Consider the following 22,745-nt stretch of genomic DNA (forward strand, 5'->3'; position numbering starts at 1 on the left):
GTTAGCGGCATGGGGGTATTGTATATCCTATGATTAAACAAGGTTTAAATCATGTGATGATGGGTTAATGGTTTACCTGTTAGTTTATTTTGAATTTCTTCATGGCGGATTGCAGCTCTACAGCTTGTTCATGCAGATGGCGAACCGTATCCGAATGTGAATCCATCTCGCTGAGTTGATGATCTGCTGTTGAAGCAATCTGTAACATGCTCTCACGGGATTTGGACGTAATCTGTGCTGTTTCTTCAACGGACGCACTTACTTCTTCAGCACCAGCGGATACTTGTTGTGTCGAAGCAGAGACGGTCTGAATGGTCAGATTGACGTTCTGGATCAATTCATTCAGTTGCTGGAAGGCTGAGCCTGCTTGTTGAACAACAGTTGTACCTGAACCAATCTCCTGGGTAACACGGTTCATGGCATCAACAGACCGTTCAGCGTCTTCTCGAATGGTGCCCAGATAATCCGAGATTTCCTCTGTGGCTGTTTTGGATTGTTCGGCAAGTTTGCGAACTTCTCCGGCAACGACAGCGAATCCGCGGCCATGCTCTCCGGCACGTGCTGCTTCAATGGAGGCGTTGAGTGACAGCATGTTGATCTGTTTGGTGATTTCAAAAATGGAAGCAACAATGGTACCTACGGCTACCGAACGTTCATTCATGGTCTCCACATACCGTAGTGATTCACTTGCTGTCTGGCCTACACGTTCCATCTGCTCAACGGCATTCTGAGCCAATCGGTTACCGTTAACTGCTTCATTGGCTGCTTCCCCAATCTGCTCGGATACTTCGGCAGAAGATGAAGCAATATGCATGATGCCCTGCGTAATTTCCTCCATGGCTCTGGCGTTCTCGGATGCGCTTGACGCAATGCTGATGCTGCCTTTCTCTGCATCTTCTGCAGAGCGGCTGGAGTTCCGTACCATACCAGACATCGATTCAACCCGTTGAAGCAGGTCATTGGAGCCTGACACCACTTCATTGGACGTGGACAAGGCACGACTGATCATTTCTTTCAGATTATGTGTCATCGTCTGGAAGCTTGAAGCGAGCTGGGCAATTTCATCTTTGCCTTTGATCTGGAGTTCAGCGGTCAGATCACCTTGGGATATTTGTTTACTATGTTGGACAAGCTTGATGATCGGTTTGGTTACTCTTTTGATCATACTAGTGGAGATCAGCCAACCGAGCACAAAGACTAATGCTGTAATCCCAAGACATAGCCAGAAAATTTGGGTAATCTTATCCTGAATGAATTGGGCGTCCATGCTCACAGCCATAATCATATTACTACCTGCAATTGGAATGAATGCTGCTTTATGTACACCAAAGGAATCCGAATAGACTTCGCTGATTACCATTTCTTTGCTCTCGATGGCTGTGTTCATTGCTGGCTCTACAGTGATCTCATCCTGGGCTTTCATACCTGAGGAAGAGTTGGCTACAACGACTTTGGCTGAGCCGTCCTGAATAGCAACAACGTAAACCGCATCTAGATTATGTTCTTTTGCTTTTTCGGCCAGATACGATTCCACGGTCATGGCAGCACCTTCTGAACCGGCTCCGCCACTCTGTACCTGTAGGATTTTGGAGGCAGAAGTATTCTTGTATATATCCTGAATGGACGTGTTTAGGACTTTGTCGAACTGCGGTAGAACGTAACTTTGAATAATATTCATCGACACGGCATAGAAACTAATACTGAACAACAGAGAAGCAACCAGCAGAACGAGGAACAAGGTGCCTCTGATTTTACCGGCAACGGTGCGATTACGAAACATATGATCATCCTTTCACGTCAAGTTCATTAACATTATCGCTTTTCCGTACTCATAAGACCTATCTACCAATGAAGAAAGACCTAAATTATATGTTGAGAAAACTTGGGAATAAGCGGATATACCTATATTACAAAATTAACCGGAGGTTGAATAGAACAATTTTCACGAATTGGTGTATTTTTTTCAGAAATTGATGAATCTGTTACATACATATTACATAATATCAATTAATACCTACCAGAATAGTTTGTTATATGGTATATTGTAAAATGTCTTGTTGGAAGTGCAAGAAATAGAAGAGAAAATCGGATATGTTCCGGTTACACACATGCCTGAGGAGGATTTAAAGAAATGGATACTTTTCTAATCATATTGAATGTAGTGGTGATGCTTGCTTTACTTGGCATCCTCTACTGGATGCAGAAAAAGCATATCTCCTTTACGAAACGCGTATTTGCGGGTCTTGGACTGGGGGTTGTGTACGGGGTTATTCTTCAATTGGTGTACTCATCAGGTTCTGATGTAGTTACGAAATCAGTCGATTGGTTCAATCTGGTCGGTTCAGGATATGTTCGTTTGTTGCAAATGGTTGTGATTCCATTGATCATGGTGTCGATCATCTCAGCCATCATGAATCTGAAGGGCAAGCAAAATCTCGGTAAGATGAGTGTTTCCATCATTGCCATTCTGTTGATCACCACAGCGATTGCTGCAGGGGTCAGCATTGTAACGAGCCTTAGCTTTAACCTGACTTCCATTGAAATTGAAGGTGGAGATCGTGAGATCGCCCAGGGTCAGAAGATGGAGGAACGTCTTGTTGATGTGAAGGATCAGACCATTCCGCAGCAAGTGCTGGAATTTATTCCTTCGAATCCATTTGCAGATATGACAGGAGAACGTCGTACATCCACACTGGCGGTCGTTATCTTCTCCGCGTTCATCGGTGTAGCCGTACTTGGACTGGATCGCAAAAAACCACAACAGGCGGAAACATTCCGAGGTATGGTTAATGCCGTATACGCGGTGGTTATGCGGATTGTAACATTGGTGCTCAGGCTTACGCCATACGGGATTCTGGCCCTTATCACCAAAGTGACGGCGACCACGAATCCGGATGAAATTCTCAAGTTGATCAAATTCGTCATTGCGTCCTACGTGGCCCTCATCGTGATGTTTATCATTCACCTGATCATCATCTCACTGTCCGGGTTCAACCCGATTACGTATGTGAAAAAGGTTCTGCCAACACTGGTATTTGCCTTCACCTCCCGTTCAAGTGCAGCGTCGATCCCGCTGAATGTGGAGACACAGACGAAGAAACTGGGCGTATCGGACGGGATTGCGAATCTGTCTGCAAGCTTTGGTGCTACAATTGGGCAAAACGGCTGCGCCGGGATCTATCCGGCCATGCTGGCGGTGATGATTGCTCCAACGGTCGGCATCGACCCGCTGAGCTGGGACTTCATCGTGACGTTGATCCTTGTTGTTATGATCAGTTCGTTTGGTGTGGCAGGTGTTGGCGGCGGGGCAACGTTCGCTTCCCTGATTGTATTGTCCACCATGAACCTGCCTGTAGCTTTGGCAGGATTGCTGATCTCTGTTGAACCGCTGATCGACATGGGTCGTACAGCGCTTAACGTGAACGGGTCCATGACTTCTGGACTTGTAACCAGCAAAATTTTGAAAGAAAATGATCATGACACATTCAATGATCAGAGCCGTGAGCTGGATTCAGCTGTTCAGGCTTAATAGACTGGATTGGATAGAGGCTCGTGGAAAGATAGCTAGAGCCTTTTGCAAGCCAAGTGAGAAAAGCCGTCCTTCGGAGGAATCCGGAGGGCGGTTTTTTTTGTAGCCATCACATCATCAAACCTGTGCATGTTGTGTGAATCCGTATACTTTTTGATGCTCGTGGTAAGAGAGATGGAGGTAGGAAAAGCGTAGTATGGTCGAGAGGAACACATGGAATATAGGAGGGTCGTAGTGACTCATGCACACTTGGAGTTATTTAGTTCTGTTCATGGGACGAGAAATGTGATAGAGTATTCATGTTTTGGCCCTGAGCCAAACCGCGGTTCGTAACCATCCCGCGTAATCAAAACTAGGAAGGCAGTGTATGTATTTATGTTTAACTTAGGGTGGGGAGCGGTTTTCGTTCTCGTAACTTATGGATTTTTCCTGTTGTGTTACCGCTTGTTCGGTAAAAAAGGTCTCTATGCCTGGATTGGTGTGGCTACGGTTATAGCCAACATTCAGGTGACCAAAACGATAGATATCATGGGCATTGTACTGACGCTTGGCAACACGATGTATGTCAGCATGTACCTGACCAGTGATCTGCTCAATGAGAAATATGGACCAGGTGAAGCGCGCAAAGCTGTATGGTTCGGATTCTTTACGCTCATCATGACCACGGTTCTGATGCAGATGGTGTTGTTCTTTGAGCCGGCACCGACGGACTTTGCACAGGATTCGATGAAAACATTATTCGGTCTGCTGCCACGTCTGGCTCTCGGAAGTTTGACCGCCTATTTCATCAGTCAGTTCCTGGATGTACGATTATATTCCTGGTTACGCAAGGTGGCCCCAGGGCGCAATCAGTTGTGGATTCGTACCAACGGCAGTTCGATCATCAGTTCATTTGTGGATACACTGGTGTTCTGCACAATCGCGTTTGCGTTCATCTATCCTTGGGATGTATGGCTGGAGATCTTCCTGACCACGTATATTATCAAATTTGTATTAACTGCGGTTGGAACACCGTTCCTGTATGCTGCACGCAGCTTTAAGTTTAAGGAAGAAGTTTAAAGAATATTCAAAGAGGATCACTTAAAATCACCCTTTGTGCAGTCCATTATAATTCGGACTCTGCAAGGGGATTTTTTATAGAAAACACATGTCCCCGAAACAAGATAAACCCTTTTTACATTATTATGAAAAAGTTATAATATAAACAACCTGTCGTTATGAGCATGTATCATTATCCAACGATGATATCAACCAAAGGGGAATCGCATATGTACTCTACACTGCGTTATACACTGGAAAGCAATGGCACAACCTACGAGAATGATAGCATTAATGCCTCACTATTGGTGGATTTGATTACCAATCTGGAATTGCAGGAATACGTAGTACTTGTACCTTCGGAGCTGGTGGAGGGAAGTATGTATTTGCAGGCTGCTGCGCTTGAGGAACCAGGGCACATGGTGGCGGAGATTCGGTTGCAGGAAGGTGAGGACGGTTTCCGTCATTACGGCTGCAAGACGACAGATGCGACTGGAATTATTCAATGGTTTCTGGATTATTGGGGGAAGCAACAGCTGCCACAGCTGGAATCCTGGCAGGATATCACGCATGAGTTTAACTAATGATGATTGAATGAGCAGGAATAAGATCACATAGAATGCAGACGAAGTAATTTAAGAATATGCTTCGTATAAATAAAATCCCGCAACCCATGATATCATGGATGTGCGGGATTTTGCGTTCGCGATTGTACTTGCTACTCTTTCTGTATATAGGCCTGAGGCGTACGCCTAAGGAGTATATTATTTTGAAGATACAGCTCAGCGCAGTTTCGTGCAGTGCGGTTCATGATGCAAGATCGGCTGAACATAGATGGATATGGTGTTGTTTTGACATAGATCCAATTGGATTAGTCGCTAAGGATTTGCAATTCTTTTGGATATGTTGTCAGAACTTCGATACCCGTCTCGGTCACAATCACATCATCTTCGATACGCACGCCGCCTGCTGCGGTATATATGCCCGGTTCAATCGTGAATACGGTACCTTCATTCAGGATGTCCATATTCTCTCCATGGAGAGAAGGATACTCATGTACGTCAATACCCAGTCCATGTCCTACTCTATGCATAAAGCGCTCGCCGTATCCTGCTTCTTCCGTGACCTGACGTGCCGCACGATCCACTTCTGCGCAGGTGATGCCGGGTTTTACGATTTGGATAGCCGCTTCGTTCGCTGCGAGCACCGTGTTATAGATGGTTTTGAGTTCAGGTGAGATGTCACCAAAGGCAAATGTACGCGTGATATCCGAAGCATATCCTGCAGCATACACACCCATATCAAACATCAACAGGTCACCATGTTGCAGTTTCCGTTCACCCGGTGTCCCGTGTGGCAGACCTGTTTTGGGTCCCGTGAGCACCATGGTATCAAAGGAAGGGCCGTCAGCTCCCAGTTTTTTCATCTGATACTCCATCTCGGCGACAAGTTCAATCTCGGTTACGCCTGTGCGAACATGAGAGAGGCCTTGACGGAGAGTTTCTTCAATCAGATGAATGGCATGGCGAATGCGGGCGACCTCATCGGGTGTTTTTTTCACACGTAATGTGCGAAGCAACGGGCCTACATCTTGGAAGCTGGCAGCACCAAGAGCGGCAGTAAGCTGCTCATAACGTGCGACCGTCACGTATTCTTTTTCAAGACCGACTCGGCCCAAGCACCCCTGATAACGATCAAACAAAGCATACGGATTATCCGTATCCGTGTGAGTTGCAATGTTGGATACCGAAGAAGCGGCTGCCGCAGCTTCAGCGTCAAGTGCGGGTACAATCAGCAGGGGCTCTTCGCCGCGTGCGAGAACCAGACCAAGGAAGCGTTCATGCGGATTGCTCGCAAATCCAGTTAAATAGTAGATATGTTTCGGATCTGTGATCAGCATGGCGTCCAATCCTTGCCCGGACAGATCGGCTTCAAGACGGGATAAAGGGTTTTGATTCATAAGTGTAGTTGTCCACCTTTCGATTCTTACTATCTTTCTATTATAAAAGAATATGATGGAATTCCAAACTGTAGTGATTTCAGATCGGTTGAATCCCTTGAATTCTTCGTTTGAGCGGCTGGTGTGAAGGGTAATACAGGGCGAAACCGCTGTACATGAATAATAGCATCACAACTATAGAGAACAACATAAAAACAACAGATTAACCATACGTTGAGGTTTAGCTTCGTTATTTTATACAAAAGTACGATCTGCGAAGGGAGATGTAATCATGAATAATCGAGGAACCGTTCCACTGTATGCTTCATTATTAAGTGTGGCACTGTTAACAGCATCATGCTCTTCAGCCGATCCCTCTGTTAGTGGAACAGAGCAGACGTCGTCTCAGGGACAGGGAACCGGTCAGGGAAAGACAGCCAATGGAGGCAACTCCGGTTCGAGTGGAAGTGAGGGTGGAGCGCAGGGAGAGGCGGTTATTCCGTATCAGGCTTCCGTTCTGGTTGAAGGATTGAATGCACCCTGGGAGATTGTAAGTGTGCCTGATGGTCGGATGTTTGTAACGGAGCGCCCTGGTGCAATTCGGATTATTGAGGATGGAAAACTGGCCCCTGAACCATTGATTGAATTCTCAGCTCCGTTTAATGAAGAAGGTGAAGGAGGGCTGTTGGGTCTTGCAGCTGATCCGGACTTTGAGGAGAACGGTTATTTGTATGCGTACCACTCCTATCTGGAAGGCGACGACATTGCCAATCGGGTGTTACGCCTCAAAGTGACTGAGGAGAAAGCCGTCATAGACAAAGAACTGCTTGGTAACATTCCAGGCGGAACGAATCATAATGGTGGGCGTATCAAGATTGGCCCGGATAAGTTGCTCTATATCACGACAGGTGAGCGATATGAACCGGAACTGTCACAGAAAAAAGATAGCCTTGGGGGTAAAATACTGCGGATTGGTCTCGATGGATCGATCCCTGCAGACAACCCGTGGCCGAATTCACCTGTGTACAGCATGGGGCACCGCAATGCACAGGGACTGGCCTGGAACCCGGACAACGGTTATCTCTATGCGACTGAGCATGGTCAGCGTAATCATGATGAGATTAACCGGATTGTAGCGGGTGAGAATTATGGCTGGCCCGAGGTGGAGGGAGACGACGATGACAATGGTGCATATCAGGCTCCACTCGCACATAGTGGGAATGATACGTGGGCGCCGTCTGGTGTAGCTTTTGTTGAAGAAGGACCTTGGGCCGGCTCACTGATTGCCGCAAATCTGCGTGGAGAGCAGTTGCTGAAGATTACTCTTTCGGAAGACGGTACACAGGTGGAGAAGGTGGAACCGATCTTCGAAGATGAGTGGGGACGGATTCGCAATGTGAGTGCTGGCGAGGACGGAAAGTTATATGTGCTTACGAACAATCGGGATGGACGAGGAACGCCACGGGATGGGGATGACAAGCTGATTGTACTTACGCCGGAGAGTTAATTTATTCTAACGAACCTGACACACCTTAAATAGAGGTTTAATGGCGTTTGTAGAATGTAACGAACCTCAGCCACGTTATATTGCCAAAATTCACTCGAAACCTGCGGGAAAATCAACGAAATGAGTAAATAAGGTGTCTGGAGTTCGTTAGAAAATCTTGATACTCAAAATACTGCGTATAGGGTGTCTCAGATTCGTTACAAAACAGCTATAGCGTTTAGAGTGTGCCCAATTCATTAAAGGTGGGACTCTGTCAAAAATCAGACACTCACGTTACGGATTTTTCGGTGGATTGTTTTGCCAAACGGGAAGGAGAAAGATTCTGTGCACATGCGTGGTGAAATATAGCGGTGTAATATAAGATACTGCGTGCATATCGTGCGCAATAGGATCTGCCATACGTCAATACCAGTATGGAAGTAGATGTACATGCTTAATTAATCAAAGGAGCTGTCCCGTCAAATTCATGACTTATGGGACAGCTCCTTGATTGTAAAGGATGTGTCATCCTAATCCTGAAGAGGGTACAACGTAGGTGTGCCACACCAATCTACAAGATTTAAAAGGATGCGTTATGGTCGCCAGAACATTCACAGTTCCGCGTTCTATATTTATTCTGCGCTCTCCGCAAGTGTGGCAATACGCTGAGCCGGATCATTGGTGTACTCTCCGCCGTGATAACAGAGAACTTTATCAAGTTTAAGGTCTGTCAGTTTCTTCAAGCTTCGGAGTGCTTCAGGCATGTCCGGTGTCGCAGGTGGCGCAGGGCCAACGAGTTCATCATCAACCACACGAAGTTCATCGGCAGCAAGCAGTAGTTGCTGCTCAACGAAATACAGGCAGATATGGCCTGGCGTATGTCCTGGTGTATGAATGACTTGTGTACCTCCTTGAAGCGGTAAAAGGTCTCCGTCTGCCAGCGTTCTGCTGATGTTCACTTCGGGCAGCTGCAAGAGAAGTTGGTCTGCCAGTGCCAGAACGGGCGCAGGCAGCAGAGAACGACGTTCAGGAGTGAACTTGATCAAAGGTTTCTCACCATTTAGATATGGAATCTCATCGGCATGTGCCCAGATTTCCAGATCGGGGATAGCATCCAGAAGAGCGCCCAGATTACCGATATGATCGATGTCCTGATGTGTAATAATCACACGTTTGACGTCCGAGAGATGTACGCCCTCGTGTTCCAATGCGGATTGAAGTTCAGCAAATTGGCCAATCATGCCCGTATCCACCAAGGTCACGCCATCTTCATCACGAAGCATGACGGGGAATATGGGGCTGTTCCCGGAAGGTGTGGGAATCTGAAGATGTAGCACAGTAATTGAAGTTGTTGAATGGCTCATGGTAATCCGGACCGTAGTCCGGTACACCTCCTTTTCTTTTTTAGCGATAATTGTTGTTATTCAGGGCGATTATATTTTAAGTGTTTTCTATATTTTTTGACCGTATGGAGCAGTGATTCGAACGTTTCTTCTTCATTACTGCCATCCTTAATGATGGAGACAAACGAAAAGTTATCATGAACAAGTTTGTTCCTTGTCTGAAATACCAGACCGAGGGTTTCAGCGAAGTGTTCTTTTTCGGATTCCAGAGCAATGAGCTCTTTACTCAGTTCAGCTTGAATGATCTCCATGTTGGAGCGTGCCCGATAGGCAGGAGTTTTCATCAGCTGGGTCGAATTAAACTTTTTCTGATATACGTGTCTGTACAGTTGATGTAACATCTGTTCAATGATGGCGCATAGTTCGATAACCAGTGAAGCATATCTTCGGTTTTTGCGTTTTCGGGTGAACTCACGTGTTTCTTCTTTGTTCAAAATACCGTATTTTTCATACAGCGTTGAATCAACGTTTTGCAAGATCTCCTGATATTCCTGTTCGAGTAGTGCGATTTCAAGTTTGGCTTGTTTTTTAACTTTTTTGAAGTCATCTTTGGTCAGCATACTTGTCCTCCCATGGAAACCGAGATGTGATCCTATCATTATCTCATATTGTCCGTCGTCGCGCCTCTAATTTCGGAACCTTTGGTTCAGAAGGGAAGTACTCATGTCCATTCAGACAGCAATTGTAACAGGGGCCAACTCAGGGATGGGTTTGGCAACCACCATTGAACTTGCAAAGCAAGGATATCACGTAATTATGGCATGCCGCAGTGAGAAGCGCGGACAGGATGCTCTTCAGGAGGCTGTGCGTCTGTCCGGCTCTTCTGCAATTGAATTGATGTTATGTGACCTGGGTTCACTCGAAAGTATACGCCAGTTTGCCCGCACATTCCGCGAGCGTCATGATCGCATTGACGTTCTGGTTAATAATGCGGGAGTGGTGATGATTAAGCGGAAGGAAACCTCAGATGGGTTCGAACAGAGTATCGGAATTAACCATCTGGGTCATTTTCTGCTGACTTTGCTTTTGATCGAACCTCTAAAAGCTGCAACGCAGGGACGGGTTGTGAACGTGTCGTCAGGTGCATACAAGGCCGGCAAAATCCACTTTGAAGATCCACATCTGCACAAAGGTTATAATCCGATCAAAAGCTATGCCCAATCCAAATTGGCTAATGTGTTGTTCACTCGAGCGCTGGCCCGTAAACTGTCAGGTACATCGGTTACGGTGAACTGTCTGCATCCTGGTGCGGTGGGCACGAGTATTGGTGTAGATCGCAATACCGGATTTGGCACACGCATTATGGCGTTTGTAGGCAAGCTTCCCTTTTTTCTGTCCCCTGAAGAAGGGGCGCGAACGGCTGTTTATCTGGCTACAAGCCCAGATGTTGTCGGCATCACCGGGCGTTACTTCTATCAACAGAAAGAGCAGCAGCTGAAGGCGCATGCCGTTGATGATACTTCAGCTGAGCGTTTCTGGACGTGGAGCGAAGAACAGGTCGGGCTAAAGCCTGATGAGAAGTTGTAATGCAACACAAGCTGATGATTGACCAATGAATCAGGTCGCATTAACTTTTATATTTTTGCCTTCACAGCTTGTTGAACCAGTTCAATAAAAGCTTCAATACGTTGAATGCCTTGATCTCCCTGACCGTATGCACGGACAGAGGCAGATGAGGCATTTTTCTCATTCTCACCAAGCACGAGCGAATAAGGTACTTTTTCCATCTGGGCTTCACGGATTTTGTATCCAAGTTTCTCGCTGCGCAGATCTGTTTCTACCCGAATGCCCGCAGCCCGGAGCTGGCTCTGGACTTGGAGCGCATAATCTGCGTAATGATCCGATACAGGCAGCAGCTTCACTTGCACAGGTGCGAGCCAAAGTGGGAACGCTCCTGCATAGTGCTCAGTCAGGATACCGATGAAACGATCGATGGAACCATAGATGGCACGATGGATCACGACTGGACGGTGCTTCAGGCTATCCTCACCAATGTAAGTGAGGTCGAACTTCTCCGGCATTTGAAAATCAAGCTGGATTGTTCCGCACTGCCAGCTGCGCTTCAGTGCATCAAGGATATGAAAGTCAATTTTCGGTCCATAAAAGGCACCGTCTCCTTCGTTAATGCGATACTCCACGCCCCGGCGATCCAGTACATTTTGCAATGCACGTTCCGCCTGATCCCACAGTTCTTCCGATCCCATGGAATCTTCCGGTCGAGTGGACAACTCAATTTTATATTCGAATCCAAAGATATCATACATACGGCCGATCAGTGAGATCGCCTGATTAATCTCGTCCTCGATCTGCTCTGGCATGACGTAGAGATGCGCATCATCCTGGCAGAATGTCCGCACACGCATCATGCCATTCAGGGCACCTGAGAATTCATGACGGTGAACTTGACCGAATTCCATCATGCGAATTGGCAATTCGCGGTAGGAATGGAGTGTATTTTTGAAGATCAGCATGTGCCCAGGACAGTTCATTGGTTTCAGTGCAAACGTTGCATCGTCCACTTCCGAAAAGTACATATTGTCCTTGTAATGCTCCCAATGGCCGGATTGCTCCCACAGCCGGTTGTTCATCATGAGCGGAGTCCGTACTTCCTGATAACCTTCCTGTAATTGCAGCTCACGCGAGAATTGCTCCAGTTCAGTACGAACAGTCATGCCTTTAGGCAGATAGAAGGGCATGCCGGGCGCTTCTTCGGAGAACATGAATAGTTCAAGCTCTTTACCGAGTTTGCGGTGATCCCGTTTTTTCGCTTCTTCGAGCATGTGCAGATGTTCATCCAGCTGGGCTTTGTTTGGGAAAGCAGTGCCGTAGATACGTTGCAGCATCTTATTATCCGAGTTACCCCGCCAGTACGCACCAGCCACATTCAGCAGCTTGAACGCCTTGATCCGGCCAGTGGATGGGAGATGGGGACCGCGACACAGATCGAAGAACTCTCCTTGATCATAGATCGAAAGCTCGGCGTCCTCCGGCAAATCCTGAATGAGTTCAAGCTTGTAGGGGTCCTGGATTGCTCCGAAGATGCGGAGGGCTTCCTCCCGGCTAACGACCCGCCGACTGATCTTATGATTCTCCTGAATGATTTTGTTCATTTCCCGCTCAATGGCAGCTAGATCACTGATGGACAAGGCATGTTCCAGATCAACATCGTAATAGAATCCATCCTCAATGACTGGGCCGATACCCAGTTTCACTTGTTCTGCACCGTAGATGCGTTTGAGCGCCTGTGCGAGCACATGTGCTGCGCTGTGACGGTAACGATACAGGCCTTCCGCACTGTCCAAAGTAACAATGACGAGTTCGCAATCTTGCTCAAGCACCCCATCGAGATCGATATTCTGACCATCTGCAATACCGCCGATCGCCTGTTTTCCAAGACTTGTGCTGATGGATGAGGCGACTGCACCCACAGTGATGCCTGCTTCGTAAGAACGAACATCTCCACCTTGCAGACGGACCTTAATGGATTGACTGGATGGTGGCAGATCATTGGCTTGATTGTTAATTTCGTTACCTGATTTGTTGCTTGCGGAGTTACTGTTTTCCTGTTTGCTCATGTGAACCACTCTCCATTTCATCAAATGAAAGCGCAAAAAACACCCGTCCCGGAAAAGGGACGAGTGCGCTTGGCTCGTGGTTCCACCCTAATTTGGTTATGGTGCACTCTGCTCTCGGCCAGCCGCCGTGAACAGGAAACATCATAACCCTCATTGGAATCCGCTATCGGGGATCAGGCGGTGCACTCTACTGGCAACAAGCCGAACATCCCAAGGGGAGTCCGAGATGCTGAGGTTCGAGTTCACGGCTGCAGAGGGGTAATTCCGGTCCGTTCGCTGAAGAAGGTTTCACCAATCCCTTCTCTCTCTGGGCAGCACGCAAACGAAATCTTGTCTCTGGTCATCGCCAAATATGTTAGATCAACTCATCAGATGATCCTGAAATGTGTTGTATTCAATATTAATATATGGGAACAGGTGTTATTGAGTGTCGATTATATAGACTGAAAATGGAAAGGTCAAGCGGAACATTTTAATTCGTTACGGACGGCCCATCCCATACTAAACGAATGATCGTTCCTTCACCAGGGGTGGACTGTACCTCAATATGCCCTTTCATCGCCTCAATCAACCCTTTGGTTACGGCCATGCCCAGCCCTGATCCAACGTCCGATGTACCTGTATCTGTACCGCGATAATATCGTTCAAATAACTTCCATACCGTCTCGGGGTCCATGCCTCGTCCATTATCGGCAAACTGAATACTGAATGCATCTGCATGTTCACCAGAGTGCACACTGACCACGAGGATGGACTCGGGTGGATTATGAAGAAGGGCATTGGCGGTCAGGTTATCCACAATTCGTTCAAACGAAGGAATATGGACAAGTCCATACACAGGCACTTCGGAAGGTTGGAATATAATGCGACCTTCCCCATAAGCCGGGTTTCGTTCAGCGCGTTGGATCAGATCACGGAGTAACGTATTTACGTCAGTCTCTTCCACCACAGGTTGATATCCGCCACTGCGTAATCGATAGGTCATGGCAAGGTCATTGATAAGCCTGTCCATATACATGGATTTATCGAGCATAATGCCTGCAAATTCCCTGACTTCTTCCACGGTCCAGCTATATTTATCTGCTTCAAGCATATGGGCATATCCCTGGATGGAGGATAGAGGCGTCTTCAGATCGTGAGTTATGCCAGCAATCCATTCCTCCCGAAGTGAATCGGTCTGTTTCCGAAGTTCTTCATCTTGCTTCAACGTGTAGGATAGGGCCTGCATGGAGCGAAGCACTTCAGCATACACGTTGTATTTGCGCTTCCACTTACCGTTACGACGCTGACTGCGAGGCACTCCGAAGGCTCCGGTAGGTTCCTCGTAATGACCTCGCTCCAGACGCTGTAACCATTGGAGCATATGCAGCATGGGCGAGCCGAATCGGTTGGCATACCAGAAGGCAAGCAAGATAAGCAGAATGATGATGGACACGATCAATATAACCAATGCCGGTTCCAGAATAAAACGGTAGGGATTCGAATTCCCTGTACCATTTGCCTCGCCAGGGATGCTAATCAACCAAGTGGTTCCATTCTTCTCATCGTACCATGTAGCAGTAGACTTGCCTGATCGACTTGGATAGCGAATCTGCAAGACCAACTCCTGAAGGGTGTATTCGCTTGGTACACCCACAGCTGGTTTGTTAAAGGAGGAGAGTTCTCGTCCTGACGCATCCAAGACTTGAAGATAGGCATGAGCAGCAAGAAGGGCTTCCTGTCGGCCCGGTTGAAGAGTAAACTTCCCGTTGGTCAGAATGAGGTCTGAACGAATATTATTGATGAGCGATTTGGCCGGGTTACTCTCCCCATACAACAAAGTGAAATTCTTCCCGTTTTTCTCCCGGATGAGTATGACAATCTGATAAGGGAAAGGCTTTTGATTTTCCCAATATGCAATCAATTCTCCCGGTTTATAGTGAGTAGGAACATCGGCGGGAGCGTGATAATCATCAATGACGTTGCCTTGTTCATCCAACACCTGGAGCCAGCCTTGATATTTATCCACTTGCTTTAACAACTTGGGATCATATTTGATGGTATTGTCTGGCATGAATTCTGCTGTATTAATCAATTGATCCAGACCGTTAAGCGCAAAATCATCCACCAAATTCACTTCATTAACCTTTTGCACGACCCAGTAAGTGGCTACAGACCCAAGAAGAATGATCAGAATGACGGCTCCCGCAAGCATTCCGATAAACCGGGTCATTAATCTGCGACGAATACTCATGGGCGTGACACATGTTCCGTCTGAATGAGCTTGTATCCCAGACCTCGGACGTTAACGAGATACACTGGATTGGAAGGATCTGCTTCAATGCGTTCCCGAATGCGGTGAATATGAACCATCACGGTATTGTCATCACTGATGGCCTCTGAGCCCCAGACCCGCTCATACAGATCTGACTTGGTGAAGATGCGATTGGGATGTTTGCAGAAAAAGAGCAGCAGTTGAAACACAAGCGCCGGACAGGATACGGATTCTCCTTCAACTCGAAGCTCAGCGGCCCATTCCAGCACCTGAAATCGTCCAAAGTCGTACACACCTTCCGGCATGCTTAGAGATGACGTATTTACGTTCGATGGGATGTGCTCCGAGATGGCAGCTGTTTTTGAAGGCAAATAACGCTTCAGTAAGGATTTAATTCGTGCAACGACTTCTAGCGGATTAAAAGGTTTGGCCACATAATCGTCGCCACCAACAGCGAATCCCGTTAATTTGTCGTAATCGGTTGTCTTGGCCGTCAGGAACAGGATGGGCGCATCGGTGACCTGCCGTAGAAAAGGACAGATTTCCAGTCCGCTTTTGCCAGGGAGCATGATGTCGAGCACGATGCAATGATACGTCTTGTTGTTGCAAGCCTCAATGGCAGCTTCACCTGTTGTTACGGTGTCGATATCGAGAAACTGTTCTTTGAGCAGAACGGTTTTGAGCATATGCAGAATCGCTTGTTCATCATCTACAAGCAGTATTGAGACGTTATCCATAGTTAGAAAATGACCTCCTGGTACTTCCGTTGTGTGTATTGATAATCATACCATCCTATGGGGATGTATAGCGTACATGCTATCTTAACGGAGTCTTAATTATGCAACCTAAGAAGACATGGTGAGTTTAACTACTGGTAAGTTGGGGTTAGACGAAGGATAAGACTCATTCTGTACACTTAACTGGAAAGTATAATGAATTAGCAGAAGGGATGTTGAAAATGAACTGGGAAGGTCATATGAAAACAGAGCAACAGACACATCAGATCGTTAAGCATAGAAAGGGCTGGAAGGTCCTTGCAATAACCCTAGGAGCTTGCGTGATATTGTCTGCTTGCGGCAATGGCAACGCGATTACTTCCGACCAGGCGGAGCAGCAGTCAGCCGAACAGGCGTCCAATCATGAAGCGAGCGAGAACACCAATCAGGAGCAGAACTCCACTTCAGAGGTGAGCGCAGTGGTTACACCGGACAATTTCATAGATACGTTGATGAACGGTTCAAAGGATGCAATCTATAGCCAGTTTTCCCCGGAATTAAAGGAAACGGTAACGCTTGAGCAGTTTAAAACGACCGCTGATCCTTTTCTGGAGGGTGTTGAATCGTGGGAGCAAGTGGTAGACGCCGAAATGAATCAATTAACCGAGGTTGCCTGGAAGGATCAGACAGGGACGAAAGGAATTCGCGCCTATTTTTCCGACGAAAATCTGATTGAGGGTCTGTCAATTCAACCGTTGGAAGCTCATGAAGACACAGATGACAAACTCACCAAAACCGAGTTCCAATTCCCGATGAAGGGGGAATGGTATGTATTCTGGGGAGGTCAAGATGTAATGTCGAATTATCATTATGAGCATGAAACCCAGCGCTATGCACTGGATATCGTTCGGACAAAAGAACAATCAAGTTATCATGGTGATGCTAAGGAAAATGAAAACTACCATGCTTTTGGTGAACCACTCTATGCTGCTGCGGATGGAACGGTCGTCGAAATCAAGAACGATATTCCGGACAATGTACCGGGTGTGATGAATCCGGAAGAGCCGGCGGGTAACTATGTAGTTATTGACCATGGCAACGGTGAATACAGCATCACAGCACATATCAAGAAAGGCAGTGTTTCGGTCAAAAAAGGAGATAAGCTCAAGCAGGGAGACCCTATCGGTGAGCTAGGTAATTCGGGTAACTCCAGTGAAGCCCATCTGCACTTCCAGGTATCGGACGGCCCCGATCTGTTCACATCTCGCTCGATGAACATTCGCTGGGCTGACCAGAGTCAGCAGTTAACTCGTGGCAATACCATTCAGGGACTTCCAGAGTAATTCTATATATAAGTTAAAGCATTGAATTTACACTTAACTACTACGCGGACAGAACCATCTTCCGATCGCTGTTATCCCCAGATTTTATTGATTCCCTTGTATAAAGGGGAAAATCCGGGGATAAAGGCGCACGCTGCGCTTCTTCTGATTAGTTCTGTCCTCTCCGTTGTCGTGTAAATATTTACTTAAAAATATAAAGATTTCTCTGTCAGAATGTAAGAGATGACGAAAACTTCTATTTTCCATTATAATATCCTCTATGATATAGAACGATCTGGATTAATGGAGGAGTATAGATGAAGCTGGAAGATGTGCAGATTGAATATGCGCGCCTGGAGGACTTGCCGAGGATTGTAGAGATTTATAATTCCACCATTGAAAGCCGTATGGTAACAGCGGATTTGGAATCGGTGACAGTGGAGCAACGTGTTCCGTGGTTCGAGGACCATTCACCGGATCATCGTCCTCTTTGGGTGATGAAGCAGGCAGGTCATGTGGTAGCTTGGGCAAGTCTCAGCTCGTTTTATGGACGCCCTGCGTATAATGGAACGGTGGAAGTCAGTGTATACGTGGATCAGCAATGCCGCGGAATTGGGGCTGGTGGACGTTTGCTTGAAACGGTATTTGCGGCTTGTCCTGCACTTGGAATTACGACCATTCTCGGATTTGTCTTCGGGCATAATGAACCGAGTCTGGGATTGTTGCGCAAGCATGGTTTTGAACAGTGGGGATATTATCCCGAAGTGGCCGTGCTGGATGGTGTGAACAGAGATTTGGCTATACTAGGCAAAAAAATATAAGTACCGTTCTTATTTCGTAACATAATTTATACGGAACATAAGAACACTGAAGATAACCTCCAACCTATTTTATAGGATTGGAGGTTTTTTTGTCGTACATATATTCTTCACTATGTGAAAGTGTAGCTAGTGCTTATACGCAAAGTTGATGCTTAATCTCTTGAATCTGTCCCAGATGGCGTTCCTCATGATAACTTGCGAAGTCAATCCATTGGGTAAGATCCATCTCACCGAATACGGGATGAGGAAAGGACTTGCTGCGCAGCAGATCAGGATCATGATCCAATGCAAAGTTATTTAACGCTTGGTGAGATTCGTCCAGATCGGTGCGTACGTCTTCGAGTGCTTCAGGCGCTGCTGGAGGTTGAAGATGGGGTGGTGCCTCGACGGAGCGGCTGCGGTCCAACGATAGTTCATATGGTTTTTTGTCCACAGACACCACCTGTTCCTTTTCGAGTGCAAGGCGGGCTTGTTTTCCAATTACATTTTCCATCAGATTCAGATGACGTAGTACTTGCATAATACTCCATTGTTTGGGTGAAGGCTTCCGGTTCAATTGTTCTTCTTCGAGCCCCGAGACGGCTTCCCAGATTTGGCTGCGTATATCGTCATTACGAGTAAACATCGTGTAATCCTCTCCTTATATACGTTTTCTGTGATGAGGGTGTCTGTGTATGTTCATTACCCCAAATGTGGATGCTTATTCTATAAGCATAGGGGATGGAATAAGTGAAGGCGAATCCAGGCAAGATTCGCCTTGTTAGATGTATTATGTACCCAATAAAAAAAGCCGTTCTCTCTGAACGGTTCATTTCAATCTATGCCAAGTCCAAAAAAAGATTGACGGGCGAACCCCGGCAAACTATAATCGGTACAAGTAACTTGATATGTAAGGAGTCCTGACATGATATGTTAGTAATCGACGAGGTTTATCACCACACAGCATTGCAAATATCATCGTCCGATTTATTGTACCTTATCGAACGGCTGAAGGTCAAAAAAGAAAATGAGATTCAAACGCTCAAGCAGAAGATCGAACAGTTCGAACAGAAGCGTCGAGCGGAAGAGGTCGCTTATCAATCGTTGTCGACCGTGCGCAAATGGTTTGCGGGACGCCCTGCAACCCATCATCAGGCGGTGGAATATATGGTTCAGGTGAAGGAACGTTTTCGCAAGATGGAACAGATTCGCAGACGCATACGTGAATTGGATCAGATCGCAGAACGAATCAAGCATCCGGACAGCATTGAGCGGGACGAGATTGAGCTAGCGCCCGATACCATCCGTGAGCTCAGACAGCTTAGTGAAACGGAGGATGTACAAGCATGACTTTGGAAACGTTAAGCACCGGGATCGATACGGTCTGGGTCGTACTGAGTGCAGCGATGATTTTATTGATGGAGGGTGGATTCGCCCTGCTCGAGGCTGGCTTTGTTCGTTATAAAAATAGTGTGAACATTATTATGAAGGTTTTTGCTGACATTACAATTGGAACGTTGCTGTTTTATGCCATCGGTTTTGGACTGATGTATGGTTCGGACGTTGGTGGTTTTGTGGGAGTAACGGGATTTTTCCTGAATGGGGATTTGTCTCATCTGGACGTACCGGTATCGCTGGAGACATTCTGGTTGTTCCAGGCTGCTTTTACGATTGCTGTTATCTCCATCGTTTCAGGAGCGGTAGCTGAGCGGATCAACTTCCGTGCCTATCTACTCTATATCATATTGATGACGGCGATCATCTATCCAATTGGTGGACACTGGGCATGGGGCGGCGGTTGGCTTAGTCAGCTGGGGATGCAGGACTTTGCCGGTTCGGCTGTCATCCATGCACTCGGCGGATTCTCGGCACTGGCTGCTGCAATTATCATTGGTCCGCGTAAAGGGAAATACACGCCTCTTGGCGTAAGTGCTATTGCACTTCCGAGCAATCTGCCACTAGCATCTGTGGGTGCATTTCTGTTATGGTTCGGCTGGTTTGGCTTCAATGCGGGTAGTACACTCAGCGCCACGGATGTAAGAATTGGTCACATTGCGATTGTTACGATGTTATCCGCGGCTTCGGGTGGTGCAGTTACATTGCTGTACACGTTATTCCGCTTCAATCGTTCAGATGCACCCTCGGTCATTAACGGTTCGCTTGCGGGACTGGTCGGAATTACGGCAGGCTGTGCTTTTGTTGGTGATGTAGCCGCGATATTCATTGGGGCGGTATCCGGCTTATTGATGATGGCTGCCACCAACTGGCTGGACCGTCGGCAGATTGATGATCCAGTTGGTGCTTTCCCGGTGCATGCCGTATCCGGAATGTGGGGCACGATTGCTGTAGGTCTGTTTGCTACGGATGGTGGATTATTCATGGGCGGCGGCTGGAGGCTGCTGGGTGTTCAGGCACTTGGCCTTACAGCCCTGGTTATCTGGGGGTTCGCCATGACCTGGATCGGGTTAAAGTTGATTGGCAAAATTGTGCCTGTACGATCGACAGAGGAAGAGGAAGATCTGGGTCTGGATATCAGCTATCATGGTGTGATGGCAGCTCATCAAGCCCATGAATTCCTGGACGGTGAGGAGCATATGCGTGCTTACCAGGAACAGTCCTCTGATCCAAATCGTTAAATGGAATATAGGATAAGGAAGTAGACTGACAAGCAATGTCAGTCTCTTTTTTTGCTAGAAGCAGGGAAAGACGTCCGGGCGGAAGAATATACAGGTGTGAACCTGAATATGTCTCAGCATAGGTGTATTGTCTGAAGGGGAGGATCTATATGATTAAGCCAGAACAATGTGAACGTCTGACCAGAAAAGCCCGTAAAACACTTGAGGAGTATGGTTTGGGAGTTGCTGCCGATCTGCTGTTGTCCTCAAGCCGCTGGGGAATTCGCCTCGATGTGTCCACACTGGACGAATATCGCAGGACAGGAAACTCACGTGTGGGTGGACATCCGGATTTGCCGAGTCACATGGAATGGCCCGTAACAAAAGAAGGCATTCCAATGACTTTCCTGGCCCAGTTGAACCTGGTGGATTTGTCGCCGTATACGCCGAATGATGGGCGCGGGACTTTGCCTGAACGTGGAATGTTATACTTTTTCGTTGGCACGGACGAATCTGCTTGTCCCATTGAACATCGTGTGATTTTTGAGCCAAGTTCTCATAATCTGATAAGGCGAGAACCTGAAGGGGATACCGCGCTAGATGGAGCACCGTTTGTTGCACATTCGGTGACTGTGCTGCCTAATCTTGAGTTTCCTACATATGCATATATTGACACCGCCGCACTGAACGAGCTCTCGCCGTCTCTGCTTGAGACCGATGAGACCGAAGCGGAAGTAAGTCTGTATGACCGATACCTTGAATTCGAGTCGAGCTGGAATCATCCAAGTACGCTGAACTGGGGTGGTATGTTTGGATATCCTGATGGGCAGCATCCGGATGCCGAGCATCGGGCCTTATTACAGATCGCAATGGGCGAAGAATATGATTATAATGAGCAGGCGTGTGAAGATAAGCTGACCAAGCATTACGGCGGAGATGAGGATCGGACATGGCAGGAATTATCCGATACGCTGCTGCTGTTGAAGATAGATACACATGACGCCATAGGTTTTCAATGGTGGGATTGCGGGGAACTGCAATTTTTCATTCGCAAGTCTGACCTGGAAGCTGGACGGTTCGAACATACGTATTGTTCGTTATACTCAAGTTGAGCAAAGATTTGAATTCATATAAGCAACAAAATGTCCTGAATCCCGTCTATAAGAAGGAGGAAGGACTTTTTTGTTCGTAGATTGTTATATAAATTGAACTAAAGAATATTTACACTGCACACTCCGATGACAGAACAATTTTCCGATCGCTGTTATCCCCAGATTTTTTTAATTCCTTTTATAAAGGGGAAATCCGGGGTGGCGTATGCTTCCGATGTAGCTTTCTTGCAGAAAGCTTGTAGGCGAAGTGTATGCTTCCGAAGCAGCTTTCTTGCAGAAAGTTTTTAGCTCCGCTTCTTCAGGTCCTTTCTGTCCTCTCCGTTTTGTGTATATGTTTTGTTCAATTTATATAGATTTGGGGTATATATCAGGGAGGGATATCTTGGTTGATAATAGAACGTATGTTCTGTATAATGGAGTAAAAAGGAAGTGGGCTGTTGATTCAATCTGCGTTCAAACATATTGACGTGGCTGTAACATCGTTGATAGATATATGTGATCAGCTGTCGGAAGAAGATTTGGCTTTGACTCCAATTGAAGGTAAACGGCCTATTGGAGAACTACTGGCTCATCTGTCTATGATCTGCCGAGCGGATGTGTATATTTCGGAAGGTGCATCGAAGGAAGAAATGGCTCAATTCTATGCTGAGAATCAGGTGCATTCGCTCCGTGAGATCAAGCAGGCACTGATCGATAACCAGATGTATCTATACGAACGATACAGGCAGTTTAACACGGAAGAGTTACTGCATGTGACGAATTCGTACTGGGGAGCATCCTATAGTCGGCTGGAGTGGTTGCTTGAGATTATGGGACATGTATACCATCACCGAGGACAACTGTATACGATGCTGACCCTGACAGGCAAAGAACCCGAATCAGTTCTTTTTAAATAGAAATGAGTAGAATACATACTAGCATGTTATAGGAAACATTACGGGTTAAAGTAAGAATAG

The 22,745-nt window shown here is 46.8% G+C and carries 19 protein-coding genes; 11 read left to right on the plus strand and 8 right to left on the minus strand.

The window, feature by feature from the left end; translation table 11 throughout:
- Positions 1–79: 79 nt before the first annotated feature.
- Positions 80–1,780, minus strand: a complete 1,701-nt coding sequence (locus tag NLBNIHML_RS24790; RefSeq protein WP_494353008.1) for a methyl-accepting chemotaxis protein — start codon at positions 1,778–1,780, stop codon at positions 80–82.
- Positions 1,781–2,131: 351 nt separating this feature from the next.
- Here NLBNIHML_RS24790 and NLBNIHML_RS24795 point away from each other — a divergent pair, with 351 nt between their 5' ends.
- The 3 genes from NLBNIHML_RS24795 to NLBNIHML_RS24805 all read left to right on the plus strand — a co-directional run bounded on the left by NLBNIHML_RS24795 (position 2,132) and on the right by NLBNIHML_RS24805 (position 5,151).
- Positions 2,132–3,529, plus strand: coding sequence for an L-cystine transporter (locus NLBNIHML_RS24795; protein ID WP_342572226.1), 1,398 nt, complete (start codon positions 2,132–2,134; stop codon positions 3,527–3,529).
- Between the two features lie 375 nt (positions 3,530–3,904).
- Positions 3,905–4,588, plus strand: a complete 684-nt coding sequence (locus NLBNIHML_RS24800; RefSeq protein ID WP_339259662.1) for a queuosine precursor transporter — start codon at positions 3,905–3,907, stop codon at positions 4,586–4,588.
- A 209-nt stretch (positions 4,589–4,797) separates the two neighbouring features.
- Entirely contained in the window at positions 4,798–5,151 is a 354-nt protein-coding gene (locus NLBNIHML_RS24805; protein WP_339259664.1) for a hypothetical protein, read from the plus strand.
- 287 nt (positions 5,152–5,438) lie between these two features.
- Here NLBNIHML_RS24805 and NLBNIHML_RS24810 read toward each other — a convergent pair whose 3' ends face one another.
- Complete coding sequence (locus NLBNIHML_RS24810; RefSeq protein ID WP_494353009.1) at positions 5,439–6,527, minus strand: M24 family metallopeptidase; 1,089 nt, start codon at positions 6,525–6,527, stop codon at positions 5,439–5,441.
- A 271-nt stretch (positions 6,528–6,798) separates the two neighbouring features.
- Between NLBNIHML_RS24810 and NLBNIHML_RS24815 the strand changes: the two genes are divergently transcribed.
- Entirely contained in the window at positions 6,799–8,013 is a 1,215-nt protein-coding gene (locus tag NLBNIHML_RS24815; protein WP_494353010.1) for a PQQ-dependent sugar dehydrogenase, read from the plus strand.
- Positions 8,014–8,624: 611 nt separating this feature from the next.
- Here NLBNIHML_RS24815 and NLBNIHML_RS24820 read toward each other — a convergent pair.
- Together NLBNIHML_RS24820 and NLBNIHML_RS24825 are read right to left on the minus strand one after the other, a co-directional pair.
- Complete coding sequence (locus NLBNIHML_RS24820) at positions 8,625–9,356, minus strand: MBL fold metallo-hydrolase (protein WP_494353011.1); 732 nt, start codon at positions 9,354–9,356, stop codon at positions 8,625–8,627.
- Positions 9,357–9,412: 56 nt separating this feature from the next.
- Positions 9,413–9,955, minus strand: a complete 543-nt coding sequence (locus tag NLBNIHML_RS24825; protein ID WP_494353012.1) for a hypothetical protein — start codon at positions 9,953–9,955, stop codon at positions 9,413–9,415.
- A gap of 103 nt (positions 9,956–10,058) precedes the next feature.
- On the opposite strand from NLBNIHML_RS24825, the gene NLBNIHML_RS24830 reads away from it, so the two are divergent.
- On the plus strand, positions 10,059–10,922 hold the full coding sequence (locus tag NLBNIHML_RS24830; protein ID WP_494353013.1) for an SDR family oxidoreductase: 864 nt from the start codon (positions 10,059–10,061) through the stop codon (positions 10,920–10,922).
- A gap of 47 nt (positions 10,923–10,969) precedes the next feature.
- Here the strand turns inward: NLBNIHML_RS24830 and thrS are convergent, their stop codons facing one another.
- The 3 genes from thrS to NLBNIHML_RS24845 all read right to left on the minus strand — a co-directional run bounded on the left by thrS (position 10,970) and on the right by NLBNIHML_RS24845 (position 15,961).
- A complete protein-coding gene (thrS, locus tag NLBNIHML_RS24835; RefSeq protein ID WP_494353014.1) occupies positions 10,970–12,970 on the minus strand; it encodes a threonine--tRNA ligase in 2,001 nt (666 codons plus the stop codon).
- A gap of 472 nt (positions 12,971–13,442) precedes the next feature.
- Complete coding sequence (locus tag NLBNIHML_RS24840; RefSeq protein WP_339259679.1) at positions 13,443–15,203, minus strand: sensor histidine kinase; 1,761 nt, start codon at positions 15,201–15,203, stop codon at positions 13,443–13,445.
- Positions 15,200–15,961, minus strand: a complete 762-nt coding sequence (locus tag NLBNIHML_RS24845; RefSeq protein WP_494353015.1) for a response regulator transcription factor — start codon at positions 15,959–15,961, stop codon at positions 15,200–15,202. The genes NLBNIHML_RS24840 and NLBNIHML_RS24845 overlap by 4 nt, the downstream gene beginning before the upstream one ends.
- Before the next feature lie 221 nt (positions 15,962–16,182).
- Between NLBNIHML_RS24845 and NLBNIHML_RS24850 the strand changes: the two genes are divergently transcribed.
- Positions 16,183–17,283, plus strand: a complete 1,101-nt coding sequence (locus NLBNIHML_RS24850) for a M23 family metallopeptidase (protein WP_339259683.1) — start codon at positions 16,183–16,185, stop codon at positions 17,281–17,283.
- A gap of 296 nt (positions 17,284–17,579) precedes the next feature.
- A complete protein-coding gene (locus tag NLBNIHML_RS24855; RefSeq protein WP_494353016.1) occupies positions 17,580–18,083 on the plus strand; it encodes a GNAT family N-acetyltransferase in 504 nt (167 codons plus the stop codon).
- A 133-nt stretch (positions 18,084–18,216) separates the two neighbouring features.
- Here the strand turns inward: NLBNIHML_RS24855 and NLBNIHML_RS24860 are convergent, their stop codons facing one another.
- Positions 18,217–18,708 carry a DinB family protein gene (locus NLBNIHML_RS24860; RefSeq protein ID WP_494353017.1) on the minus strand — a complete coding sequence of 164 codons (492 nt, stop codon included), beginning with the start codon at positions 18,706–18,708 and terminating at the stop codon, positions 18,217–18,219.
- A 284-nt stretch (positions 18,709–18,992) separates the two neighbouring features.
- On the opposite strand from NLBNIHML_RS24860, the gene NLBNIHML_RS24865 reads away from it, so the two are divergent.
- From NLBNIHML_RS24865 to NLBNIHML_RS24880, 4 genes are all read left to right on the plus strand, one after another.
- Positions 18,993–19,412: a hypothetical protein gene (locus tag NLBNIHML_RS24865; RefSeq protein ID WP_339259688.1), complete on the plus strand. Its 420-nt coding sequence runs from the start codon at positions 18,993–18,995 to the stop codon at positions 19,410–19,412.
- Positions 19,409–20,698, plus strand: a complete 1,290-nt coding sequence (locus tag NLBNIHML_RS24870) for an ammonium transporter (RefSeq protein WP_339240485.1) — start codon at positions 19,409–19,411, stop codon at positions 20,696–20,698. The genes NLBNIHML_RS24865 and NLBNIHML_RS24870 overlap by 4 nt, the downstream gene beginning before the upstream one ends.
- 149 nt (positions 20,699–20,847) lie before the next feature.
- The gene (locus NLBNIHML_RS24875; RefSeq protein WP_339240486.1) at positions 20,848–21,789 is read left to right on the plus strand and encodes a DUF1963 domain-containing protein; all 942 of its coding nucleotides are present in this window, start codon (positions 20,848–20,850) and stop codon (positions 21,787–21,789) included.
- Positions 21,790–22,226: 437 nt separating this feature from the next.
- Positions 22,227–22,685, plus strand: a complete 459-nt coding sequence (locus NLBNIHML_RS24880; RefSeq protein WP_339303503.1) for a DinB family protein — start codon at positions 22,227–22,229, stop codon at positions 22,683–22,685.
- Positions 22,686–22,745: the final 60 nt, after the last annotated feature.

The sequence above is a fragment of the Paenibacillus sp. JNU01 genome (genome assembly GCF_059130585.1).